This window comes from Pseudomonas simiae, from assembly GCF_900111895.1.
In the GTDB taxonomy this organism is placed as follows: domain Bacteria; phylum Pseudomonadota; class Gammaproteobacteria; order Pseudomonadales; family Pseudomonadaceae; genus Aquipseudomonas; species Aquipseudomonas simiae.
In genome coordinates, this window is record NZ_FOKB01000003.1 from 245,957 (window position 1) to 265,487 (window position 19,531).

A 19,531-nucleotide genomic window follows, 5' to 3' on the forward strand; every position below is an offset into this window, starting at 1 on the left:
GCCCTAATTTGCTAGAGGAAATCCCCCATGAGCGTTCGCGTCGGCATTGTCATGGACCCTATCGCCAGCATTTCCTATAAAAAGGACAGCTCGCTGGCCATGCTCCTGGCCGCCCAGGCCCGCGGCTGGACCCTGTTCTATATGGAACAGCGCGATCTTTACCAGGGCGACGGCGAGGCCCGTGCACGCATGCGCCCGCTGCAGGTGTTTGCCAACCCGCAGAAGTGGTTCGAGCTTGCGGATGAAATCGACAGCCCGCTGAGCGATCTGGACGTGATCCTCATGCGCAAGGACCCGCCGTTCGACATGGAATTCGTCTACTCCACCTACTTGCTGGAGCAGGCGGAGCGCGCCGGGGTGCTGATCGTCAACAAGCCGCAGAGCCTGCGCGACTGCAATGAAAAGCTGTTCGCCACCCTGTTCCCACAATGCACGCCGCCGACCGTGGTCAGCCGCCGCGCCGACGTGCTGCGTGAGTTCGCCGCCAAACATGGCGATGTGATCCTCAAGCCGCTGGACGGCATGGGTGGCACCTCGATCTTCCGTCACCGCGCGGGCGACCCGAACCTGTCAGTGATCCTGGAGACCCTGACCGCCCTGGGCACCCAGCAGATCATGGGGCAGGCCTACCTGCCGGCGATCAAGGACGGCGACAAGCGCATCCTGATGATCGACGGCGAGCCGGTGGATTACTGCCTGGCGCGCATCCCGGCGGCCGGCGAGACCCGCGGCAACCTGGCGGCCGGTGGTCGTGGTGAAGCACGCCCTCTGTCGGACAAGGACCGTTGGATTGCAGCCCAGGTCGGCCCGACCTTGCGTGAAAAGGGCTTGCTGTTTGTCGGCCTGGACGTGATCGGTGAGCACCTGACTGAAATCAACGTCACCAGCCCGACCTGCATCCGCGAGATCGACAATGCGTTTGGCACCAACATCGGCGAAATGCTGATGGCCGCCATTGAGCGCAAGCTGCAAGCCAAGTGATATAGAACAGCCGGACACGCACCAACATTGCGCTATCATGCCCCACCTGTGAAACGCGCGATGTTGGTTTTTTTGTCATGACACTCCCGTCCGAGCTGCCCCCCGAACTCTCCCACAGCGGCGTGCGCCCGGCTGATCGGCTCGGTTTTACCCTGTTTCTGGCAGCGTTGATTCATCTGGCCCTGATCCTCGGCGTGGGTTTCACCATGGTCGAGCCCAAACAGATCAGCAAAACCCTGGAAATCACCCTCGCCACGTTCAAGAGCGAAAAAAAGCCCGAGAAAGCTGATTTCCTCGCCCAAGACAACCAGCAGGGCAGCGGCACCCTCGATAAAAAGGCGGTACCCAAGACCACCGAGGTCGCACCGTTCCAGGACAACAAGGTGAATAAAGTCACCCCGCCGCCGGTGCCCAAGCCGGAGGTCAAGCAGGCCGCGCCCAAGGCTGCGGTGACCACCGTCGCGCCCAAGCCGCAGAAAGCCCCGACCCAGCGCGAAAAGACCAAGACCGAACCCACGCCCGAGCCCGTAAAGCCGGCACCGACATTCGACAGCTCGACGTTGTCCGACGAGATCTCCAGCCTCGAAGCCGAACTGGCCAATGAACAACAGCTGTACGCCAAGCGCCCGCGCATCTACCGGTTGAACGCGGCCTCGACCATGCGCGACAAAGGCGCCTGGTATAAGGACGAATGGCGCAAGAAGGTCGAGCGCATCGGCAACCTCAACTACCCGGAAGAAGCCCGGCGTCAGCAGATTTACGGCAATTTGCGTCTATTGGTTTCAATCAACCGCGACGGCACGTTATATGAAGTGCAGGTGCTGGAATCGTCCGGCCAACCGCTGCTGGACCAGGCCGCCCAGCGCATCGTGCGCCTGGCCGCGCCCTTCGCGCCGTTCAGCGGCGATTTGAACGACGTCGACCGCCTGGAAATTATCCGCACGTGGAAGTTCGCCAAGGGCGATCGGTTGTCGAGCAATTGATGACAATTGCCACCTGCGGCCCATCACCAGCTTGTCAGTTCGCCCCTCCACCGCCACACTATCGAACATGAAAAACGTCAGCCCGACCTACCTCAAGCATCAATTCCTGATCGCCATGCCCCATATGGCCGACCCGAACTTTGCGCAGACCTTGACCTACATCGTCGAGCACACGGCCAATGGTGCCATGGGGCTGGTGGTCAACCGCCCGCAGGAGCTGAACCTGGCGGACATCCTTGAACAACTGCGCCCGGAAGTCGACACACCGGCCCGTTGCCAGGGTGTGCCGATCTACATCGGCGGGCCAGTGCAGACCGATCGTGGTTTTGTGCTGCACCCGACGGGGCCGAAGTTCCAGGCCACGGTCGATCTGGACGGTGTGTCGCTGTCCACCTCCCAGGACGTGTTATTCGCCATCGCGGACGGTGTAGGCCCCGAGCAAAGTGTGATCACCCTCGGATACGCGGGCTGGGAAGCCGGCCAATTGGAAGCCGAGCTGGCCAGCAATGCCTGGCTGACGTGCCCCTTCGACGCGGAAATCCTGTTCAACACCCCCAGCGAACTGCGCCTGGAAGCGGCTGCCGCCAAGCTGCGGGTCAACCTCAGTTTGTTGACCAGCCAGGCGGGGCACGCCTGATGGCTTTACGTCTGATCCTCGGCTTTGACTACGGCACCAAACAGATCGGCGTCGCGGTCGGCCAGGTGATCACCGGCCAGGCCCGCGAGCTGTGCACCTTGAAAGCCCAGAACGGTGTGCCGGACTGGAACCAGGTCGAGGCCCTCATTAAAGAGTGGAAACCCGATGCGGTCGTGGTCGGGCTGCCGTTGAACATGGACGGCACCCCCAGCGACATGTGCCTGCGCGCCGAAAAGTTCGCCCGCCGCCTCAATGGCCGCTACAACCTGCCCTTCTATACCCATGACGAACGCCTCACCACCTTTGAAGCCAAAGGCGAGCGCCGTGACCGTGGCGGACAGAAAGGCAGCTACCGCGACAATCCCGTGGACGCCATCGCCGCCGCCCTGTTGTTGCAGGGATGGCTGGATGAAAACACTGCTTTATTTGAATCCTGACTGACGCGGCTTGCCGCGTCTTTTTACGTTTGAGCCCGGACCTTGCAGGCCCCCGCCGCGCAAGGCCTTGAAGGAGCCACCATGAGCCTGCCGAACCCCGCCGAACTGATCAGCCAGATGGCCACAAGCCTCACGGCCCATCTGCAACACCGCTCTATCAGCGAACCGCGCTTCATCGGCATTCGCACCGGCGGTGTGTGGGTGGCCCAGGCGCTGCTGGAAGCACTGGGCAGCGACTCGCCCCTCGGCACCCTCGATGTGTCCTTTTACCGTGACGATTTCAGCCAGAACGGCCTGCACCCGCAAGTGCGCCCGTCGGCCCTGCCGTTCGAGATCGAGGGCCAGCATCTGGTGCTGATCGACGACGTGCTGATGAGCGGCCGCACGATCCGCGCCGCCATGAACGAACTGTTCGACTACGGCCGCCCGGCCAGCGTGACCCTGGTGTGCCTGCTGGACCTGGATGCCGGCGAACTGCCGATCAGCCCGGATGTGGTCGGCGCCACACTGTCGCTGCAAGCCCACCAGCGGGTAAAATTGTCCGGTCCCACGCCGCTCGAACTCGAACTGCAAGACCTCGCCCTTTAAACCGCCTTGTAAAGAGTCCCCGCGATGACGCCTCTAGATGCCAAGCGCCCGCTGCAGCTCAATGCTCAGGGCCAGTTGCAACACTTCTTGTCCCTCGACGGTTTGCCCCGCGAACTGCTCACCGAAATCCTCGACACCGCCGACTCGTTTCTCGAAGTCGGTGGCCGCGCGGTGAAGAAGGTCCCGCTGCTACGCGGCAAGACCATCTGCAATGTGTTCTTCGAGAACTCCACGCGCACCCGCACCACGTTTGAACTGGCGGCCCAGCGGCTGTCGGCCGACGTGATCACGCTGAACGTGTCCACCTCGTCGGCGAGCAAGGGCGAAACCCTGCTCGACACCCTGCGCAATCTGGAAGCCATGGCCGCCGACATGTTCGTGGTCCGCCACGGCGATTCCGGTGCCGCGCACTTCATTGCCGAACACGTGTGCCCGCAGGTGGCGATCATCAACGGCGGCGATGGCCGTCACGCCCACCCGACCCAGGGCATGCTCGACATGCTGACCATCCGTCGGCACAAGGGCAGCTTTGAAAACCTCTCGGTGGCCATCGTCGGCGACATCCTGCACTCGCGGGTTGCGCGCTCGAACATGCTGGCCCTCAAGGCCCTGGGTTGCCCGGATATCCGCGTGATCGCACCCAAAACCCTGCTGCCGATCGGCATCGAGCAGTACGGTGTGAAGGTCTACACCAACATGGCCGAAGGCCTCAAGGATGTGGACGTGGTGATCATGCTGCGCCTGCAGCGCGAGCGCATGGCCGGTGGCCTGTTGCCGAGCGAAGGCGAGTTTTACCGCCTGTTCGGCCTGACCACCGCGCGCCTGGCCGGCGCCAAGCCGGATGCCATCGTGATGCACCCGGGCCCGATCAACCGTGGGGTGGAGATTGAGTCGGCAGTGGCCGACGGCCCTCAATCGGTGATCTTGAACCAGGTCACCTACGGCATCGCCGTCCGCATGGCCGTGCTGTCCATGGCCATGAGCGGGCAAACCGCGCAACGTCAATTCGAGCAGGAGAACGCCCAGTGAAGCTCAGCATCCTCGGCGCCCGCGTCATCGATCCGGCCAGCGGCCTGGATCACGTCACCGATCTGCATCTGGAAGCCGGAAAGCTCATCGCCATCGGCGCCGCCCCCGCGGGTTTCAGCGCGACTGAAACCATTGACGCCAACGGCTTGGTGGCCGCACCTGGCCTGGTCGACCTGAACGTTGCCCTGCGCGAACCGGGCTACAGCCGCAAGGGCAACATCACCAGCGAAACCCGCGCCGCAGCAGCCGGCGGCGTGACCAGCCTGTGCTGCCCGCCGCACACCAAACCGGTTCTCGACACCTCGGCCGTGACCGAGCTGATCCTCGACCGCGCCCGCGAAGCCGGCAATTGCAAGGTGTTCCCCATCGGCGCCCTGAGCAAAGGCCTGGAAGGCGAACAACTCGCTGAACTGATCGCCCTGCGTGACGCCGGTTGCGTGGCCTTCGGCAATGGCCTGGAAAGCTTTCGCAGCACCCGCACGCTGTTACGCGCCCTGGAATACGCAGCGACCTTCGACCTGACGGTGATCTTCCATTCCCAGGACCGCGACCTGGCCGAAGGCGGCCTGGCCCATGAAGGCGCCGTGGCCAGCTTCCTCGGCCTGCCGGGCATTCCGGAAACCGCCGAGACCGTGGCCCTGGCCCGTGACCTGCTGCTGGTGGAGCAAAGCGGTGTGCGCGCGCACTTCAGCCAATTGACCAGCGCTCGCGGCGTCGCCCTGATCGCCCAGGCCCAGGCCCGTGGTTTGCCGGTCACAGCGGATGTGGCGCTGTATCAGCTGATTTTGACGGATGAGGCGCTGATCGATTTCTCCAGCCTGTACCACGTGCAACCGCCGCTGCGCACCCTGGCCGACCGTGAAGGTTTGCGGGCGGCGGTCAAGTCCGGTGTGGTCTCGGCGATTTCCAGCCATCACCAGCCCCATGAGCGAGATGCCAAGCTGGCACCGTTTGGCGCGACAGAGCCTGGCATCAGCAGTGTCGAACTGTTGCTGCCACTGGCGATGACGTTAGTGGAAGATGGACTGCTGGACTTGCCGACACTGCTGGCGCGCCTGAGCGCCGGCCCGGCCGAGGCCTTGCGCCTGCCGGCCGGTAAGTTGGCGGTGGGTTCGGCGGCGGATCTGGTGCTGTTTGATCCGGCCAGCTCGACGATTGCCGGGGAACAGTGGCTGTCCAAGGGTGAGAACTGCCCGTTCATCGGGCATAGCCTGCCGGCGACGGTGCGTTACACCTTGGTGGATGGGCGGATCAGCTACCAGGCCTGATAGAACACATCCAATGTGGGCACGGCCCATGTAGGAGCTGGCTTGCCTGCGATAGCATCACCTCGGTTTGGCTCAAAGACCGAGGTGATGCTATCGCAGGCAAGCCAGCTCCTACACAAGCCAGCTCCCACATTTGATTGTGTGCAGACTTACCGTCCGGCGTTGCGCTCGGCATTGCGGATCGAAATCTGCGTATTCAACGTCCAGAAGTCATACAGCACTCCCACCAGGAACAAACCGCCGGTCAGCAGGTAGATCAGGCCGGTGATCCATTTGCCCTGGTACATGCGGTGCACGCCAAACACGCCTAGAAACGCCAACAGGATCCAGGCCACGTTGTATTCGATGGGTCCGGCGGTAAAGCGCAGGTCCGCTTCACGGTCCATGGCCGGGATCAGGAACAGGTCGATCAGCCAGCCGATACCCAGCAAGCCCAAGGTGAAAAACCAGATCGTGCCGGTCACCGGCTTGCCGTAATAGAAGCGATGCGCCCCGGTAAAACCGAAAATCCACAGCAGGTAGCCGATCACCTTACTGTGGGTATCTTGCTGCGGACCAATCTGCTGATAGGTGTTCATCGCGTACCTCTTTTGCTTCGATAGATAAATTTTTTCACTTTCTTTGTGACTTTTTTACAGGCGCCCGACGTACGGCAAATGGTATCTTCCCTGCCCTGAAAGCCTTATGCCACCTGACTTGTGTAGGACAATTGCGGCGAATCGTCGCGTTTTTCCTGATTTTGACGTCAAGGTTCAGTCGACAAACGGCCTGAGAACGACACAAAAAGCTGTTATAAAGTTGCGCGCAAACCCATAAGAGCCACGCCTAATGCGACCATTTTTCAAGACATGGCTAACCATTTGCCTATTAATGCCACTGGCCGCCCACGCCACCAATCGTGAGCAACGACTTCCTAACGTTAACGGTTTCACCCCTAAAGTCCACAGCACGCCAAGCACCGCCAAATCGGTAAAGCTGACCGTCAACCGCCCGACTCAAGTGAGCAAGGCCCACAACGGCAAAGCAGTTCCAGGCCTGGTCGGCGTCAACACCAAGCAGAGCAGCACCGTCCTCAGCCGCGCCGTCAACGTGCTCGGTACTCCTTATCGTTGGGGCGGCAGCAGCCCAAGTAAAGGGTTCGACTGCAGCGGCTTGGTAAAATACGCGTTCAACGACGTAGCCGCCGTGGACCTGCCGCGTACTTCCAATGCCATGGCCGCTGGCCACGGGCAGAAGGTTGATCGCAAGGACTTGAAACCAGGTGACCTGCTGTTCTTCAAACTCAAGAGCCGCCAGGTGAACCACGTTGCCATTTACCTGGGCAATGATCGCTTCATCCACGCACCGCGCCGTGGCAAATCGGTCAGCATCGACACGCTGAAGAAGCCGTTCTGGAACAAGAACTACGTGATTGCCAAGCGGGTGCTGCCGAAAGAGCAGAATAACCTGCGGATCGTTCAGCGCTGATTTCAGGCTGAAATGCAGTACCCAATGTGGGAGCGGGCTTGCTCGCGAAAGCGGAGTGTCAGTCAACAGACTAATCGACTGATCTAACGCTTTCGCGAGCAAGCCCGCTCCCACATTTGATTTACATCGTTCTAAAGACCTCATATGTCTGTCGGTACCCTCGCCTTCTCCCGCGCGTCTTCCCGGCTGACCAGCCCCTCCCCGACCAGCACCTTCAAGCTCATATCCAACGTCTTCATCCCCAACGCCCCACCCGTCTGGATCGCTGAGACCATCTGCGCCACCTTGTCCTCGCGGATCAAATTCCGAATGGCCGGCGTGCCCAGCATGATCTCGTGAGCCGCCACCCGCCCGCCGCCGATCTTCTTCACCAGCACCTGGGACACCACCGCTTGCAACGACTCCGACAACATCGAGCGGACCATGACCTTTTCCCCGGCCGGGAACACATCCACCAGCCGGTCTACGGTCTTTGCGGCCGAACTGGTGTGCAGGGTGCCAAATACCAGGTGCCCGGTCTCGGCCGCCGTCAGCGCCAGGCGGATGGTCTCCAAGTCACGCAGTTCGCCCACCAGGATCACGTCCGGGTCTTCCCTCAGGGCCGAGCGCAGGGCAACCGAAAAGCCATGGGTGTCGCGATGCACCTGGCGTTGGTTGATCAACGCCATTTTCGGCGTGTGAATAAATTCGATGGGGTCTTCAAGGGTGAGGATGTGATGGCGCCGATGCTGATTGAGAAAATCAATCATCGCCGCCAGGGTGGTGGACTTGCCTGAACCGGTCGGGCCGGTGACCAACACGAGGCCCCGGGGCAGTTGGGCGATACGCTGGAATACTTCACCGAGACCAAGGCTTTCCAAGCTCCGGACTTCGGACGGTATGGTACGAAACACCGCGCTCAGCCCGCGATCCTGCCGGAACACATTGGCCCGGAAACGCGCCACGTCGGGCAACTCGAACGCAAAATCCGTTTCAAGAGATGTTTCGAAATCCTTTTGTTGATGCTGATTGAGCAAAGGGCTCAATAAGTCCGCTACTTGCGTAGGTGAAAGCACCGGCCCCTCCAGCGGCCAGACCTCGCCATCAACCCGCAGCATCGGCGCCAGGCCAGCGGACAAATGCAGGTCGGAGGCGCCACGGCGCACGCTGGCCGTGAGTAGTTCAGTGATATCCATAGGGCTTTCCATTTCCAGTAGAATGCCGCGGACTCCATATCCACGGGCGCATCTTGAATGTCGACGATAGCAGACAACATCGGCCAGGTTAGCCAGCGCATCCGCGCCGCAGCCGACGCCGTGCAACGTGACGCAAGCAGCATCCACCTGCTGGCCGTGAGCAAGACCAAACCCGCGCAAGCCGTGCGCGAAGCCTATGCCGCCGGGATGCACGACTTTGGCGAGAACTACCTGCAGGAAGCGCTGGGCAAACAGGCCGAATTAACTGACCTGCCCTTGAGTTGGCACTTCATCGGCCCCATTCAATCGAACAAGACGCGCGCTATCGCCGAGAACTTCGCTTGGGTGCATTCCGTGGATCGCCTGAAAATCGCTCAACGTTTGTCCGAACAACGCCCGGCCGACCTGCCACCGCTGAATATCTGCATCCAGGTCAATGTCAGCGGCGAAGCCAGCAAGTCCGGCTGTACGCCCGCCGACCTGCCGGCCCTGGCCCATGCAATCAGTGCCCTGCCACGCCTGAAGCTGCGTGGCTTGATGGCGATTCCTGAGCCGACTGAAGATCGGACCGCGCAAGACGCAGCGTTCGCCGCGGTACGCGACCTGCAAAACAGCCTGAACCTGCCGCTGGACACACTTTCCATGGGCATGAGCCACGACCTTGAGTCGGCCATCGCCCAAGGCGCCACCTGGGTGCGGATCGGTACCGCCCTGTTTGGCGCCCGCGACTACGGCCAGCCATGAACATGGCTGACTTCCCTCTGAGTAAGGACCTGTCATGAGCAACACGCGTATTGCCTTTATCGGCGCCGGTAACATGGCGGCCAGCCTGATCGGTGGCCTGCGGGCCAAGGGCCTGGACGCCGCGCAGATCCGCGCCAGCGACCCAGGCGCCGACACCCGCGCCCGCGTCAACACCGAGCACGGCATTGAAACCTTTGCCGACAACGCCGAGGCCATCCAGGGCGTCGATGTCATCGTACTGGCCGTGAAGCCGCAGGCCATGAAAGCCGTGTGCGAGAGCCTGCGTCCGAGCCTGCAGCCGCACCAGCTGGTGGTGTCCATCGCCGCCGGCATCACCTGCGCCAGCATGAACACCTGGCTCGGTGCCCAGCCGATCGTGCGCTGCATGCCTAACACCCCGGCACTGGTCAGCCAAGGCGTGAGCGGGCTGTACGCCACCGCCGAGGTGACCGCCGAACAACGTGACCAGGCGCACGAGTTGTTGTCCGCCGTGGGCATCGCCCTGTGGCTGGAGCAGGAACAGCAACTGGATGCGGTCACCGCCGTGTCCGGCAGCGGCCCGGCGTACTTCTTCCTGCTGATCGAGGCCATGACCGCCGCCGGCGTGAAGCTGGGCCTGTCCAAGGACGTTGCCGAGCAACTGGCCGAGCAGACTGCCCTGGGCGCCGCGCATATGGCGGTTGCCAGCGATGTGGACGCCGCCGAGTTGCGCCGTCGCGTAACCTCGCCTGGCGGCACCACACAGGCGGCCATCGAGTCGTTCCAGGCCGGGGGCTTTGAAGCCCTGGTGGAAAAAGCATTGGGTGCCGCTGCGCACCGCTCGGCGGAACTCGCCGAACAACTGGGCAAATAAGGAGCCAACATGATTGGTTTGAACACCGCGGCCGTCTACGTGCTGCAAACCCTCGGCAGCCTGTACCTGTTGATCGTGCTGTTGCGCTTCGTGCTGCAACTGGTGCGTGCGAACTTCTACAACCCGCTCTGCCAGTTCATCGTGAAGGCCACCCAGCCGCTGCTCAAGCCGTTGCGCCGGGTGATCCCGAGCCTGTTCGGCCTGGACATGTCGTCGCTGGTCCTGGCGATCCTGGTACAGCTGGCCTTGATGGCGCTGACCCTGTTGCTGACCTACGGCACCACCGGTAATTTCCTCCAGTTGCTGGTCTGGGCCATCATCGGCGTGACCGCGCTGTTCCTGAAGATCTTCTTCTTCGCCCTGATCATCAGCGTGATCCTGTCCTGGGTCGCACCGGGCAGCCACAACCCTGGCGCCGAGCTGGTGAACCAGATCTGCGAACCGGCCCTGGCGCCATTCCGCCGCCTGCTGCCGAACCTGGGCGGCCTGGATATTTCGCCGATCCTGGCGTTCATGGTGCTCAAATTGCTGGACATGCTGGTAATCAACAACCTGGCGGCCATGACCGGAATGCCAGAAATCCTGCGACTGCTGATCTAACGATCGGCGCGATAACGTGTGGGAGCTGGCTTGCCTGCGATAGCGATGTATCAGTCAACGGATTGGCTGACTGGCACGCCGCTATCACAGGCAAGCCAGCTCCCACATTTTGTATCTGCATATTGAATTCAATCCTGGCCGGCCTTTGCTTGCCGCTGGGTGCAGCGGTCTTTAGACTTACGCCTCATTTAAACGAGAGCAGGGTCGATGCCAACTGCCTTCCCCCCCGATTCTGTTGGACTGGTCGTGCCCCAAGTGGCGCACTTCAGCGAACCGCTGGCCCTGGCCTGCGGGCGTGCGCTGCCTGCCTATGACTTGATCTATGAAACCTACGGCCAACTGAACGCCACGGCGAGCAACGCCGTGCTGATCTGCCACGCCTTGTCCGGCCATCATCACGCCGCCGGTTTCCATTCGGTCGACGAGCGCAAGCCCGGCTGGTGGGACAGTTGCATCGGCCCCGGCAAGCCCATCGACACCAACAAGTTCTTCGTGGTCAGCCTGAACAACCTCGGCGGCTGCAACGGTTCCACCGGCCCGAGCAGTATCAACCCGGAAACCGGCAAGCCGTTCGGCGCCGATTTCCCGGTACTGACCGTGGAAGACTGGGTGCACAGCCAGGCCCGCCTCGCCGACCTGCTCGGCATCAACCAGTGGGCCGCCGTGATCGGTGGCAGCCTGGGCGGCATGCAGGCGCTGCAATGGACCATCACCTACCCGGATCGCGTGCGCCATTGCCTGGCCATCGCCTCGGCCCCCAAGTTGTCGGCGCAGAACATCGCCTTCAACGAAGTGGCGCGCCAGGCGATCCTGACCGACCCGGAGTTCCACGGCGGTTCGTTCCAGGAAGCCGGTGTGATTCCCAAGCGCGGCCTGATGCTGGCGCGGATGGTCGGGCATATCACCTACCTGTCCGATGACTCCATGGGCGAGAAATTCGGCCGTGGCCTCAAGAGCGAGAAGCTCAACTACGACTTCCACAGCGTCGAGTTCCAAGTGGAAAGCTACCTGCGTTATCAGGGCGAGGAGTTCTCCGGGCGTTTCGACGCCAACACCTACCTGCTGATGACCAAGGCGTTGGACTACTTCGACCCGGCGGCCAACTTTGATGACGACCTGGCGAAAACCTTCGAAGGCGCCACCGCCAAGTTCTGCGTGATGTCGTTCACCACCGACTGGCGCTTCTCGCCGGCCCGCTCCCGCGAGCTGGTGGATGCGCTGATGGCCGCGCGCAAGGACGTCTGCTACCTGGAAATCGATGCGCCGCAAGGCCACGACGCCTTCCTGATTCCGATCCCGCGTTATTTGCAGGCGTTCGGCAATTACATGAACCGGATTACTGTGTGAGAACGCCATGAGAGCCGACCTGGAAATCATCCAAGAATGGATCCCCGCCGGCAGCCGCGTGCTCGACCTGGGCTGCGGCGATGGCGAACTGCTGAGCTGGCTGCGCGACAACAAGCAAGTCACCGGCTACGGCCTGGAAAACGACCCGGACAACATCGCCCAGTGCGTGGCCAAGGGCATCAACGTAATCGAGCAGGACCTGGACAAGGGCCTCGGCAACTTTGCCAGCAACAGCTTCGACATCGTGGTGATGACCCAGGCCCTGCAGGCGGTGCACTATCCGGACCGGATCCTCGACGAAATGCTGCGCGTCGGCCGCCAGTGCATCATCACCTTCCCCAACTTCGGCCACTGGCGCTGCCGCTGGTACCTGGCCACCAAGGGCCGCATGCCGGTGTCGGATTTCCTGCCCTACACCTGGTACAACACGCCGAACATCCACTTCTGCACCTTCGAAGACTTCGAAGCCTTGTGTGGCGAGCGTGAAGCCAAGGTGATCAACCGCCTTGCCGTCGATCAACAGCACCGCCACGGCTGGGCGAGTAAGCTATGGCCCAACTTGTTGGGTGAAATTGGTATTTACCGGGTCAGCAGTCCTGGCCTGACCGACCACAAGATTGCCGTCTAATCATCTTCAAGAGGGACGCTCATGAGTCGTTTGGCTATTTTTCTATTGACCGCCTGCCTGGGCGCCAGCGCCATGGCCGCGGACGCTATAGACGCTAACCGCAAGAAAGACTTCGGTGATATCACCGTGCACTACAACACCTTCACCTCCAGCTTCCTGCAACCGGAAACCGCCCAGGCTGTGGGCGTGGTACGCAGCAAGGAAAAGGGCTTGATCAACGTGACAGTGATCAAGGGCGTGACCCCGGTGGCCGCGCAGGTCACAGGCACCATCAAGGACCTGGGCGGCAAGAGCGAGATCCTTACCTTCAAGCAAATCAACGAAAAAGGCGGCGTCAACTATCTCGCGCCCTACTCCGTGACCCAGCGGGAATACAAGACGTTTACCATCAACGTTGAAACCGGCGGCAAAGCCCATAGCTTCCAATTCAACCAAGAACTGTTCCCGGCCGAATGATGAACCTTACTCAACTCGTACTGGCCAGCCATAACGCCGGCAAACTCAAAGAGCTGCAGGCGATGCTCGGCGACGCCGTGCAACTGCGCTCCATTGGCGAATTCAGCCAGGTGGAGCCGGAAGAGACCGGCTTGTCCTTCGTCGAGAACGCCATCCTCAAGGCACGCAACGCTGCACGCATTTCCGGCCTGCCGGCGCTGGCGGATGACTCGGGCCTGGCGGTGGACTTCCTCGGCGGCGCCCCTGGCATCTACTCGGCGCGTTATGCCGACGGCAAGGGCGACGCCGCCAACAACGCCAAACTGCTGAATGCGCTCAAGGACGTGCCGGACGCCGAGCGTGGCGCGCAGTTCGTCTGTGTGCTGGCTTTGGTGCGCCACGCCGATGACCCGCTGCCTATCCTGTGCGAAGGCCTGTGGCACGGGCGCATCCTGCATGCGGCCAGCGGTGAACAGGGTTTTGGCTATGACCCGCTGTTCTGGGTGCCGGAGCGCAATGTCTCCAGCGCCGAACTGAGCCCGGCCGACAAGAACCAGATCAGCCACCGTGCTCGCGCAATGGATTTGCTGCGCCAACGCTTGAGCCTGAAATGACCCAGAACACCTCTGCGCAGCCGCTGATCCACGGCGGCGCGCAAACACCTCGGGCGGCCTTGCCGGTACTGCCGCCCCTGTCGCTGTATATCCACATTCCGTGGTGCGTGCGCAAATGCCCTTATTGCGACTTCAACTCCCACACCGCCAGTAAAGTGCTGCCGGAAGAAGAGTATGTGGACGCACTGCTGGCCGACCTCGATCAGGACCTGCACGCCGTGTACGGTCGCGAGCTGAGTTCGATCTTCTTTGGCGGCGGTACGCCAAGCCTGTTCAGCGCCGCCGCATTGGGCCGCCTGCTCAAGGGTGTGCAAGCGCGTATCCCGTTTGCCAGTGATATCGAAATCACCCTGGAAGCCAACCCAGGGACGTTCGAGCAAGAGAAGTTCGTGGCCTATCGCACGCTGGGGATCAACCGCCTGTCCATTGGCATCCAGAGCTTCCAGCAGGAAAAACTCCAGGTCCTCGGCCGCATCCACAATGGCGACGAAGCCGTGCGCGCCGCCGGCATGGCGCGTCAGGCCGGATTCGACAACTTCAACCTGGACCTGATGCACGGTTTGCCCGATCAGTCCCTGGACGACGCCCTGAGCGACCTGCGCCAGGCCATCGCGCTGAGGCCGACGCACCTGTCCTGGTATCAACTGACCCTGGAGCCCAACACCGTATTCTGGAACCAGCCGCCTGCGCTGCCGGAAGACGACACATTGTGGGACATCCAGGAGGCCGGCCAGGCGCTGCTCGCCGAACACGGTTACGCGCAATATGAAGTGTCGGCCTACGCACAACCGGGTCGCCCGGCGCGGCACAACCTGAATTACTGGAGCTTCGGCGACTTTATCGGCATCGGCGCCGGTGCCCACGGCAAGCTTAGCCACCCCGACGGGCGCATCGTGCGCACCTGGAAGACCCGAGCACCGAAGGACTACCTCAACCCGGCCAAAAGCTTCCAGGCCGGCGCGAAAGAACTGACCAACGAAGAACTGCCGTTCGAATTCCTGATGAACGCCTTGCGCCTCACCGACGGCGTCGAGGCCAAGCTCTACGCCGAGCGTACCGGCCTGGAGCTGGCCAGCCTGGATGAAGGCCGTCGCGAGGCAGAACAAAGTGGCTTAATGCAGGTCGAACCGTCACGCCTGGCGGCGACCGACCGTGGGCAACTCTTTCTCAATGACCTGTTGCAGAAGTTTTTGAGCTGATCGCTCTTAAGGAAATCGAATGGATTTGGTACTCGACCTGCTCGCCACCGTATCCCGCTGGAGCCGTAGCAACCTGTCGGAAATCTCCCTGGCCCTTGTGGGCTGCCTGCTGGTGCTGTTTGGCGCCGATATCAAGGGTTGGGTGGAAGCGCGTTTGGGCAGCGTCGCAGGCGCATTGCGCGTCCCGTTAATGGCGTTGCTGTGCATGATCGGCAGCGGCGCGGCGCTGATCTACGCCACGCCGTGGATTGTGCGGGGGTTGAGCCAGTTCAATAACTACAGCCTGGCGCCGGTGTTGGTGGTGGTGCTGGTGTTGATTGGCGTAGTCGCTGACCGCCGCTGACCTCCGCTACAACACAGAAGCAAATGTGAGAGCGGGCTTGCTCGCGAATACGGTGGATCAGTCGACATTTTCAGTGACTGACACACCGCATTCGCGAGCAAGCCCGCTCCCACATTGTTGACTGCATTCCAAGCGAGTGGCCTGTCAGTCAACCTTTTCGAATTTCAGATCCCACACCCCATGCCCCAACCGCTCGCCGCGGCGTTCGAACTTGGTGATCGGGCGCTCAGCCGGGCGTGGCACGCATTTGCCGTCTTCGGCGATGTTGCGGTAGCCAGGGGCGACGTTCATCACTTCCAGCATGTATTCCGCGTAGGGTTCCCAGTCGGTGGCCATGTGCAGAATGCCGCCGACCTTGAGCTTGCTGCGTACCAGCTCCGCGAAGGAGGCCTGGACGATACGGCGCTTGTGGTGACGGGCTTTGTGCCATGGGTCGGGGAAGAACAGCATCAGGCGGTCGAGGCTGTTGTCGGCGATGCAGCGGTTGAGCACTTCGATCGCGTCGCAGTCGTAGACCCGCAAGTTAGTCAGGCCTTGGGTCAGCACGCCGTTGAGCAGCGCGCCAACACCTGGACGGTGCACTTCCACACCAATGAAGTCCTGGTCCGGCGCAGCGGCGGCCATTTCCAGCAGGGAGTGGCCCATGCCGAAGCCGATTTCCAGGGAACGCGGGGCCGAACGGCCGAACACCTGATCGTAGTCCACCGGCGCGTCGGCCAGGGGCAACACGTACAGCGGCGCACCTTGCTCCAGGCCTTTTTGCTGGCCTTCGGTCATGCGACCAGCACGCATCACAAAACTCTTGATGCGGCGGTGCTTGGACTCGTCACCGGTTTCCAGGGTGTTCGGCGTTTCGTTTGATTCAGTCATCAATGGCTCTTACTTGATCAGACCATCCAGCGGCGAGGAGGCGCTGGCGTAGAGTTTTTTCGGCATGCGACCGGCGAGGTAGGCCAGGCGGCCCGCGACGATGGCGTGATTCATGGCTTCGGCCATCATGACCGGTTGCTGGGCATGGGCGATGGCGGAGTTCATCAGCACCGCGTCGCAGCCCAGTTCCATGGCGATGGTTGCGTCGGAGGCCGTGCCCACGCCCGCATCCACCAGCACCGGGATCTTGGCTTCTTCGAGGATGATCTGCAGGTTGTAGGGATTGCAGATACCCAGGCCCGAGCCGATCAGACCGGCCAGCGGCATCACGGCAATGCAGCCGATTTCCGCCAACTGGCGCGCGATGATGGGGTCATCGCTGGTGTAGACCATCACGTCGAAACCTTCCTTGACCAGGGTTTCAGCGGCCTTGAGGGTTTCGATGACGTTGGGGAACAGGGTTTTCTGGTCGGCCAGCACTTCCAGCTTCACCAGGTTGTGGCCGTCGAGCAGCTCTCGGGCCAGGCGACAGGTGCGCACGGCTTCGATGGCGTCGTAGCAACCGGCGGTGTTCGGCAAAAAGGTGTAGCGATCCGGCGACAGCACTTCGAGCAGGTTTGGCTCGCCTTCGATCTGGCCGAGGTTGGTGCGGCGCACGGCGAAGGTCACGATCTCGGCGCCCGAGGCTTCGATGGCCAGACGGGTTTCTTCCATGTCGCGGTACTTGCCGGTGCCGACCAGCAGACGGGACTGGTAGGTACGACCGGCCAGGACGAAAGGCTTGTCGCTACGAACGATGCTCATGGGAAATCCTCGAAATGGGGTGAGGTTCTGCAGAATTCAGGAAGCTACGCGATTAGCCGCCGCCGATGGCGTGGACCACTTCGACCTGGTCACCCTCGGTGAGCGCAGTGTCGGCGTGCAGGCTACGCGGGACGATATCCAGGTTGAGTTCCACTGCGACGCGACGCCCGGTCAGGTCCAGGCGGGTCAGCAGGGCCGCAACAGTTTCGCCGTCGGGCAGTTCAAAGGATTCGCCGTTCAACTGAATGCGCATGCCACGGGCCGCCATCGTTTTAAGGGGCCCGCATTCTAGCCCGATTGGGGTTGCTGGCCCAAGCCCCTTGGTCAGGCGGCCTGTAGACGCCACGCTGCCAAACCGAGGAAAAACCAGCCCAGCAGGAAGGCCAGCCCGCCAAACGGGGTGATGATCCCGAGTTTGCTGATTCCGGTCAGGGTCAGCACGTACAGGCTGCCGGAGAACAGCAGGATGCCAAGGGTAAACGAGATGCCTGCCCAGCTGACCAATCGGCCAGGAATATGTGCCGCCAGCAACGCCACGCCGAACAATGCCAGGGTGTGCACCAACTGGTAGGTCACGCCGGTGTGGAAGATCGCCAGGTACTCGGCGCTCAGGCGGTTTTTCAGGCCATGGGCGGCGAACGCGCCGAGAGCGACACCCGTGAAGCCGAAAAAGGCAGCCAACATCAGAAAGCCACGCAACATGAGGAACTCCAGTCAGACTCAAAGGGCCGGGTCTGTATAATGGCCCGCTCAACGGGTTCGGCCAAGCCATCTCTATGCTGCGTCTCCTTTTCAAACGCTTTCTCAACGTCGTGAAATGGTTTGCCATCGGCAGTGTGCTGCTGGTGCTGCTGTTTCGTGTCGTCCCGCCGCCCTTCACCGCGCTGATGGTAGAGCGCAAGGTCGAATCCTGGTTCGACGGCGAGCCCATTGACCTGCAGCGCAGCTGGGTGCCGTGGGATGAGATCTCCGATGACCTCAAAGTGGCGGTGATGGCCGGTGAAGACCAGCGTTTCCCGCAGCATTGGGGTTTTGATTTCGGCGCGATCCAGGCGGCCATCCTGCACAACGAGCGCGGTGGCTCGATCCGCGGCGCCAGTACGTTGAGCCAGCAGGTGTCGAAGAACCTGTTCCTGTGGGCCGGCCGCAGTTATCTGCGCAAAGGGCTGGAAGCCTGGTTTACCGGGTTGATCGAGGTGTTGTGGCCCAAGCAACGGATCCTTGAGGTCTACCTCAACAGCGTTGAATGGGATGAAGGGGTGTTTGGTGCGGAAGCGGCTGCACGGCATCACTTTGGGGTCAGCGCCAAGGGTCTTTCACGGCAGCAGGCCAGCTATCTGGCTGCCGTATTGCCTAACCCGCGGGTCTGGAGTGCCAGTCATCCGACGGCGTATGTGGCAAGGCGCGCGGCGTGGATTCGGCAGCAGATGAGCCAGTTGGGTGGGGATGGATATCTGGTTGAGTTGAATAACGCCCGCAAGGCCCCTTGGTCCGACTGACCCAACCTCTCTCGCCAGGGCTCGACAGCTGTTACGGTCACTAAATAGACGCAAACAAAAATGCCCCGATCTTTTGATCGGGGCATTTTTTTGGTTTTTCGCAGCGTTTTAGGCGGCGATCGACAACTTCAGCTTGTTCATCGCGCTTTTCTCAAGCTGACGAATCCGCTCGGCCGACACGTTGTACTTCTGCGCCAGGTCGTGCAGCGTGGCTTTTTCTTCCGCCAGCCAACGCTGGTAGAGGATGTCACGGCTGCGGTCGTCCAGCACTTCCAGCGCTTCGTGCAGGTTGTGATTGGAGTTGTCGCTCCAGTCGGCGTCTTCCAGTTGACGCGCCGGGTCGTACCGGTGGTCTTCCAGGTAGTTGGCCGGCGATTGGAAGGCGCTGTCGTCGTCCGCTTCGGCGGCCGGGTCGAAGGCCATGTCATGGCCGGTCAGGCGGCTTTCCATCTCACGCACTTCACGGGGTTCCACACCGAGGCTTTCGGCCACGCGGTGGACTTCCTCGTTGTTCAGCCACGCCAGACGTTTCTTCTGGCTGCGCAGATTGAAGAACAGCTTGCGCTGGGCCTTGGTGGTCGCGACTTTCACAATGCGCCAGTTGCGCAGGATGAACTCGTGGATTTCCGCCTTGATCCAGTGCACAGCAAACGACACCAGACGCACACCCATTTCAGGGTTGAAACGTTTCACGGCCTTCATCAGGCCGACGTTGCCTTCCTGGATCAGGTCAGCCTGGGCCAGGCCGTAGCCACTGTAGCTACGGGCGATATGTACGACAAAACGCAGGTGGGCGAGCACCATCTGCCGAGCCGCCCCCAAATCCTGCTCATAGTAGAGACTCTCGGCCAGTTCACGCTCCTGCTCAGGCGTCAGCAATGGAATGCTGTTGACCGTGTGCACGTAGGCTTCCAGGTTCGCACCCGGGACCAAGGCATAGGCAGGTTGCAAAGAAGTGGTCATACGAAAAAACCTCCGACTCACATAACTCGTGCAGTGAAGCACTGCGAAAATTGACCGGGAACCGTAG

At 61.6% G+C, this 19,531-nt stretch carries 25 protein-coding genes; 18 read left to right on the forward strand and 7 right to left on the reverse strand.

What is annotated here, in order from left to right; genetic code table 11:
- The first annotated feature begins 27 nt into the window (after positions 1 to 27).
- The 7 genes from gshB to BMZ57_RS11140 all read left to right on the forward strand — a co-directional run bounded on the left by gshB (position 28) and on the right by BMZ57_RS11140 (position 5,923).
- Positions 28 to 981: a glutathione synthase gene (gshB, locus tag BMZ57_RS11110; RefSeq protein ID WP_010207218.1), complete on the forward strand. Its 954-nt coding sequence runs from the start codon at positions 28 to 30 to the stop codon at positions 979 to 981.
- Between the two features lie 77 nt (positions 982 to 1,058).
- On the forward strand, positions 1,059 to 1,964 hold the full coding sequence (locus BMZ57_RS11115) for an energy transducer TonB (RefSeq protein ID WP_010207219.1): 906 nt from the start codon (positions 1,059 to 1,061) through the stop codon (positions 1,962 to 1,964).
- A 67-nt stretch (positions 1,965 to 2,031) separates the two neighbouring features.
- Positions 2,032 to 2,601, forward strand: coding sequence for a YqgE/AlgH family protein (locus BMZ57_RS11120; RefSeq protein ID WP_010207221.1), 570 nt, complete (start codon positions 2,032 to 2,034; stop codon positions 2,599 to 2,601).
- A complete protein-coding gene (gene ruvX / locus BMZ57_RS11125) occupies positions 2,601 to 3,038 on the forward strand; it encodes a Holliday junction resolvase RuvX (RefSeq protein ID WP_003195067.1) in 438 nt (145 codons plus the stop codon). The genes BMZ57_RS11120 and ruvX overlap by 1 nt, the downstream gene beginning before the upstream one ends.
- Before the next feature lie 81 nt (positions 3,039 to 3,119).
- On the forward strand, positions 3,120 to 3,626 hold the full coding sequence (gene pyrR, locus BMZ57_RS11130) for a bifunctional pyr operon transcriptional regulator/uracil phosphoribosyltransferase PyrR (RefSeq protein WP_010207223.1): 507 nt from the start codon (positions 3,120 to 3,122) through the stop codon (positions 3,624 to 3,626).
- Positions 3,627 to 3,650: 24 nt separating this feature from the next.
- The gene (locus tag BMZ57_RS11135) at positions 3,651 to 4,655 is read left to right on the forward strand and encodes an aspartate carbamoyltransferase catalytic subunit (RefSeq protein WP_069672932.1); all 1,005 of its coding nucleotides are present in this window, start codon (positions 3,651 to 3,653) and stop codon (positions 4,653 to 4,655) included.
- Positions 4,652 to 5,923 (forward strand): dihydroorotase, encoded by a 1,272-nt coding sequence (locus BMZ57_RS11140; RefSeq protein WP_010207225.1) that lies wholly within the window; start codon positions 4,652 to 4,654, stop codon positions 5,921 to 5,923. Before BMZ57_RS11135 ends, BMZ57_RS11140 begins: the two co-directional genes overlap by 4 nt.
- A gap of 149 nt (positions 5,924 to 6,072) precedes the next feature.
- Here BMZ57_RS11140 and BMZ57_RS11145 read toward each other — a convergent pair whose 3' ends face one another.
- Positions 6,073 to 6,483 (reverse strand): NINE protein, encoded by a 411-nt coding sequence (locus tag BMZ57_RS11145; RefSeq protein ID WP_164673138.1) that lies wholly within the window; start codon positions 6,481 to 6,483, stop codon positions 6,073 to 6,075.
- A 268-nt stretch (positions 6,484 to 6,751) separates the two neighbouring features.
- Between BMZ57_RS11145 and BMZ57_RS11150 the strand changes: the two genes are divergently transcribed.
- Positions 6,752 to 7,390, forward strand: coding sequence for a C40 family peptidase (locus tag BMZ57_RS11150; protein WP_021492670.1), 639 nt, complete (start codon positions 6,752 to 6,754; stop codon positions 7,388 to 7,390).
- Positions 7,391 to 7,530: 140 nt separating this feature from the next.
- On the opposite strand, the gene BMZ57_RS11155 is transcribed toward BMZ57_RS11150, so the two are convergent.
- The gene (locus tag BMZ57_RS11155) at positions 7,531 to 8,565 is read right to left on the reverse strand and encodes a type IV pilus twitching motility protein PilT (protein WP_069672933.1); all 1,035 of its coding nucleotides are present in this window, start codon (positions 8,563 to 8,565) and stop codon (positions 7,531 to 7,533) included.
- A 57-nt stretch (positions 8,566 to 8,622) separates the two neighbouring features.
- Here BMZ57_RS11155 and BMZ57_RS11160 point away from each other — a divergent pair, with 57 nt between their 5' ends.
- From BMZ57_RS11160 to BMZ57_RS11200, 9 genes are all read left to right on the forward strand, one after another.
- Positions 8,623 to 9,309 (forward strand): YggS family pyridoxal phosphate-dependent enzyme, encoded by a 687-nt coding sequence (locus BMZ57_RS11160; RefSeq protein WP_047542517.1) that lies wholly within the window; start codon positions 8,623 to 8,625, stop codon positions 9,307 to 9,309.
- Positions 9,310 to 9,343: 34 nt separating this feature from the next.
- Positions 9,344 to 10,162, forward strand: coding sequence for a pyrroline-5-carboxylate reductase (proC, locus tag BMZ57_RS11165; protein WP_010207233.1), 819 nt, complete (start codon positions 9,344 to 9,346; stop codon positions 10,160 to 10,162).
- Positions 10,163 to 10,171: 9 nt separating this feature from the next.
- A complete protein-coding gene (locus tag BMZ57_RS11170; RefSeq protein WP_010207234.1) occupies positions 10,172 to 10,762 on the forward strand; it encodes a YggT family protein in 591 nt (196 codons plus the stop codon).
- Positions 10,763 to 10,969: 207 nt separating this feature from the next.
- A complete protein-coding gene (gene metX / locus BMZ57_RS11175; protein ID WP_010207235.1) occupies positions 10,970 to 12,109 on the forward strand; it encodes a homoserine O-succinyltransferase MetX in 1,140 nt (379 codons plus the stop codon).
- 7 nt (positions 12,110 to 12,116) lie between these two features.
- Positions 12,117 to 12,737 carry a methionine biosynthesis protein MetW gene (gene metW, locus BMZ57_RS11180; RefSeq protein ID WP_010207236.1) on the forward strand — a complete coding sequence of 207 codons (621 nt, stop codon included), beginning with the start codon at positions 12,117 to 12,119 and terminating at the stop codon, positions 12,735 to 12,737.
- 21 nt (positions 12,738 to 12,758) lie between these two features.
- On the forward strand, positions 12,759 to 13,193 hold the full coding sequence (locus BMZ57_RS11185; RefSeq protein WP_010207238.1) for a DUF4426 domain-containing protein: 435 nt from the start codon (positions 12,759 to 12,761) through the stop codon (positions 13,191 to 13,193).
- Entirely contained in the window at positions 13,190 to 13,786 is a 597-nt protein-coding gene (gene rdgB, locus BMZ57_RS11190; protein ID WP_010207239.1) for an RdgB/HAM1 family non-canonical purine NTP pyrophosphatase, read from the forward strand. The genes BMZ57_RS11185 and rdgB overlap by 4 nt, the downstream gene beginning before the upstream one ends.
- Positions 13,783 to 14,985 carry a radical SAM family heme chaperone HemW gene (hemW, locus tag BMZ57_RS11195; protein ID WP_069672934.1) on the forward strand — a complete coding sequence of 401 codons (1,203 nt, stop codon included), beginning with the start codon at positions 13,783 to 13,785 and terminating at the stop codon, positions 14,983 to 14,985. The genes rdgB and hemW overlap by 4 nt, the downstream gene beginning before the upstream one ends.
- 19 nt (positions 14,986 to 15,004) lie before the next feature.
- On the forward strand, positions 15,005 to 15,328 hold the full coding sequence (locus BMZ57_RS11200) for a DUF3392 domain-containing protein (RefSeq protein WP_010207241.1): 324 nt from the start codon (positions 15,005 to 15,007) through the stop codon (positions 15,326 to 15,328).
- Positions 15,329 to 15,472: 144 nt separating this feature from the next.
- Here BMZ57_RS11200 and trmB read toward each other — a convergent pair whose 3' ends face one another.
- The 4 genes from trmB to BMZ57_RS11220 form a co-directional block, all read right to left on the reverse strand.
- Positions 15,473 to 16,198, reverse strand: a complete 726-nt coding sequence (gene trmB / locus BMZ57_RS11205; protein WP_010207243.1) for a tRNA (guanosine(46)-N7)-methyltransferase TrmB — start codon at positions 16,196 to 16,198, stop codon at positions 15,473 to 15,475.
- A 9-nt stretch (positions 16,199 to 16,207) separates the two neighbouring features.
- A complete protein-coding gene (locus tag BMZ57_RS11210; RefSeq protein ID WP_021492666.1) occupies positions 16,208 to 17,002 on the reverse strand; it encodes a thiazole synthase in 795 nt (264 codons plus the stop codon).
- A gap of 52 nt (positions 17,003 to 17,054) precedes the next feature.
- Entirely contained in the window at positions 17,055 to 17,255 is a 201-nt protein-coding gene (thiS, locus tag BMZ57_RS11215) for a sulfur carrier protein ThiS (RefSeq protein ID WP_010207247.1), read from the reverse strand.
- 71 nt (positions 17,256 to 17,326) lie between these two features.
- Positions 17,327 to 17,704 carry a DUF423 domain-containing protein gene (locus BMZ57_RS11220; protein ID WP_010207248.1) on the reverse strand — a complete coding sequence of 126 codons (378 nt, stop codon included), beginning with the start codon at positions 17,702 to 17,704 and terminating at the stop codon, positions 17,327 to 17,329.
- A gap of 74 nt (positions 17,705 to 17,778) precedes the next feature.
- On the opposite strand from BMZ57_RS11220, the gene mtgA reads away from it, so the two are divergent.
- On the forward strand, positions 17,779 to 18,501 hold the full coding sequence (mtgA, locus tag BMZ57_RS11225; protein WP_069672935.1) for a monofunctional biosynthetic peptidoglycan transglycosylase: 723 nt from the start codon (positions 17,779 to 17,781) through the stop codon (positions 18,499 to 18,501).
- Positions 18,502 to 18,609: 108 nt separating this feature from the next.
- On the opposite strand, the gene rpoH is transcribed toward mtgA, so the two are convergent.
- Positions 18,610 to 19,464, reverse strand: a complete 855-nt coding sequence (gene rpoH / locus BMZ57_RS11230) for an RNA polymerase sigma factor RpoH (protein WP_003176698.1) — start codon at positions 19,462 to 19,464, stop codon at positions 18,610 to 18,612.
- Positions 19,465 to 19,531 lie beyond the last annotated feature (67 nt).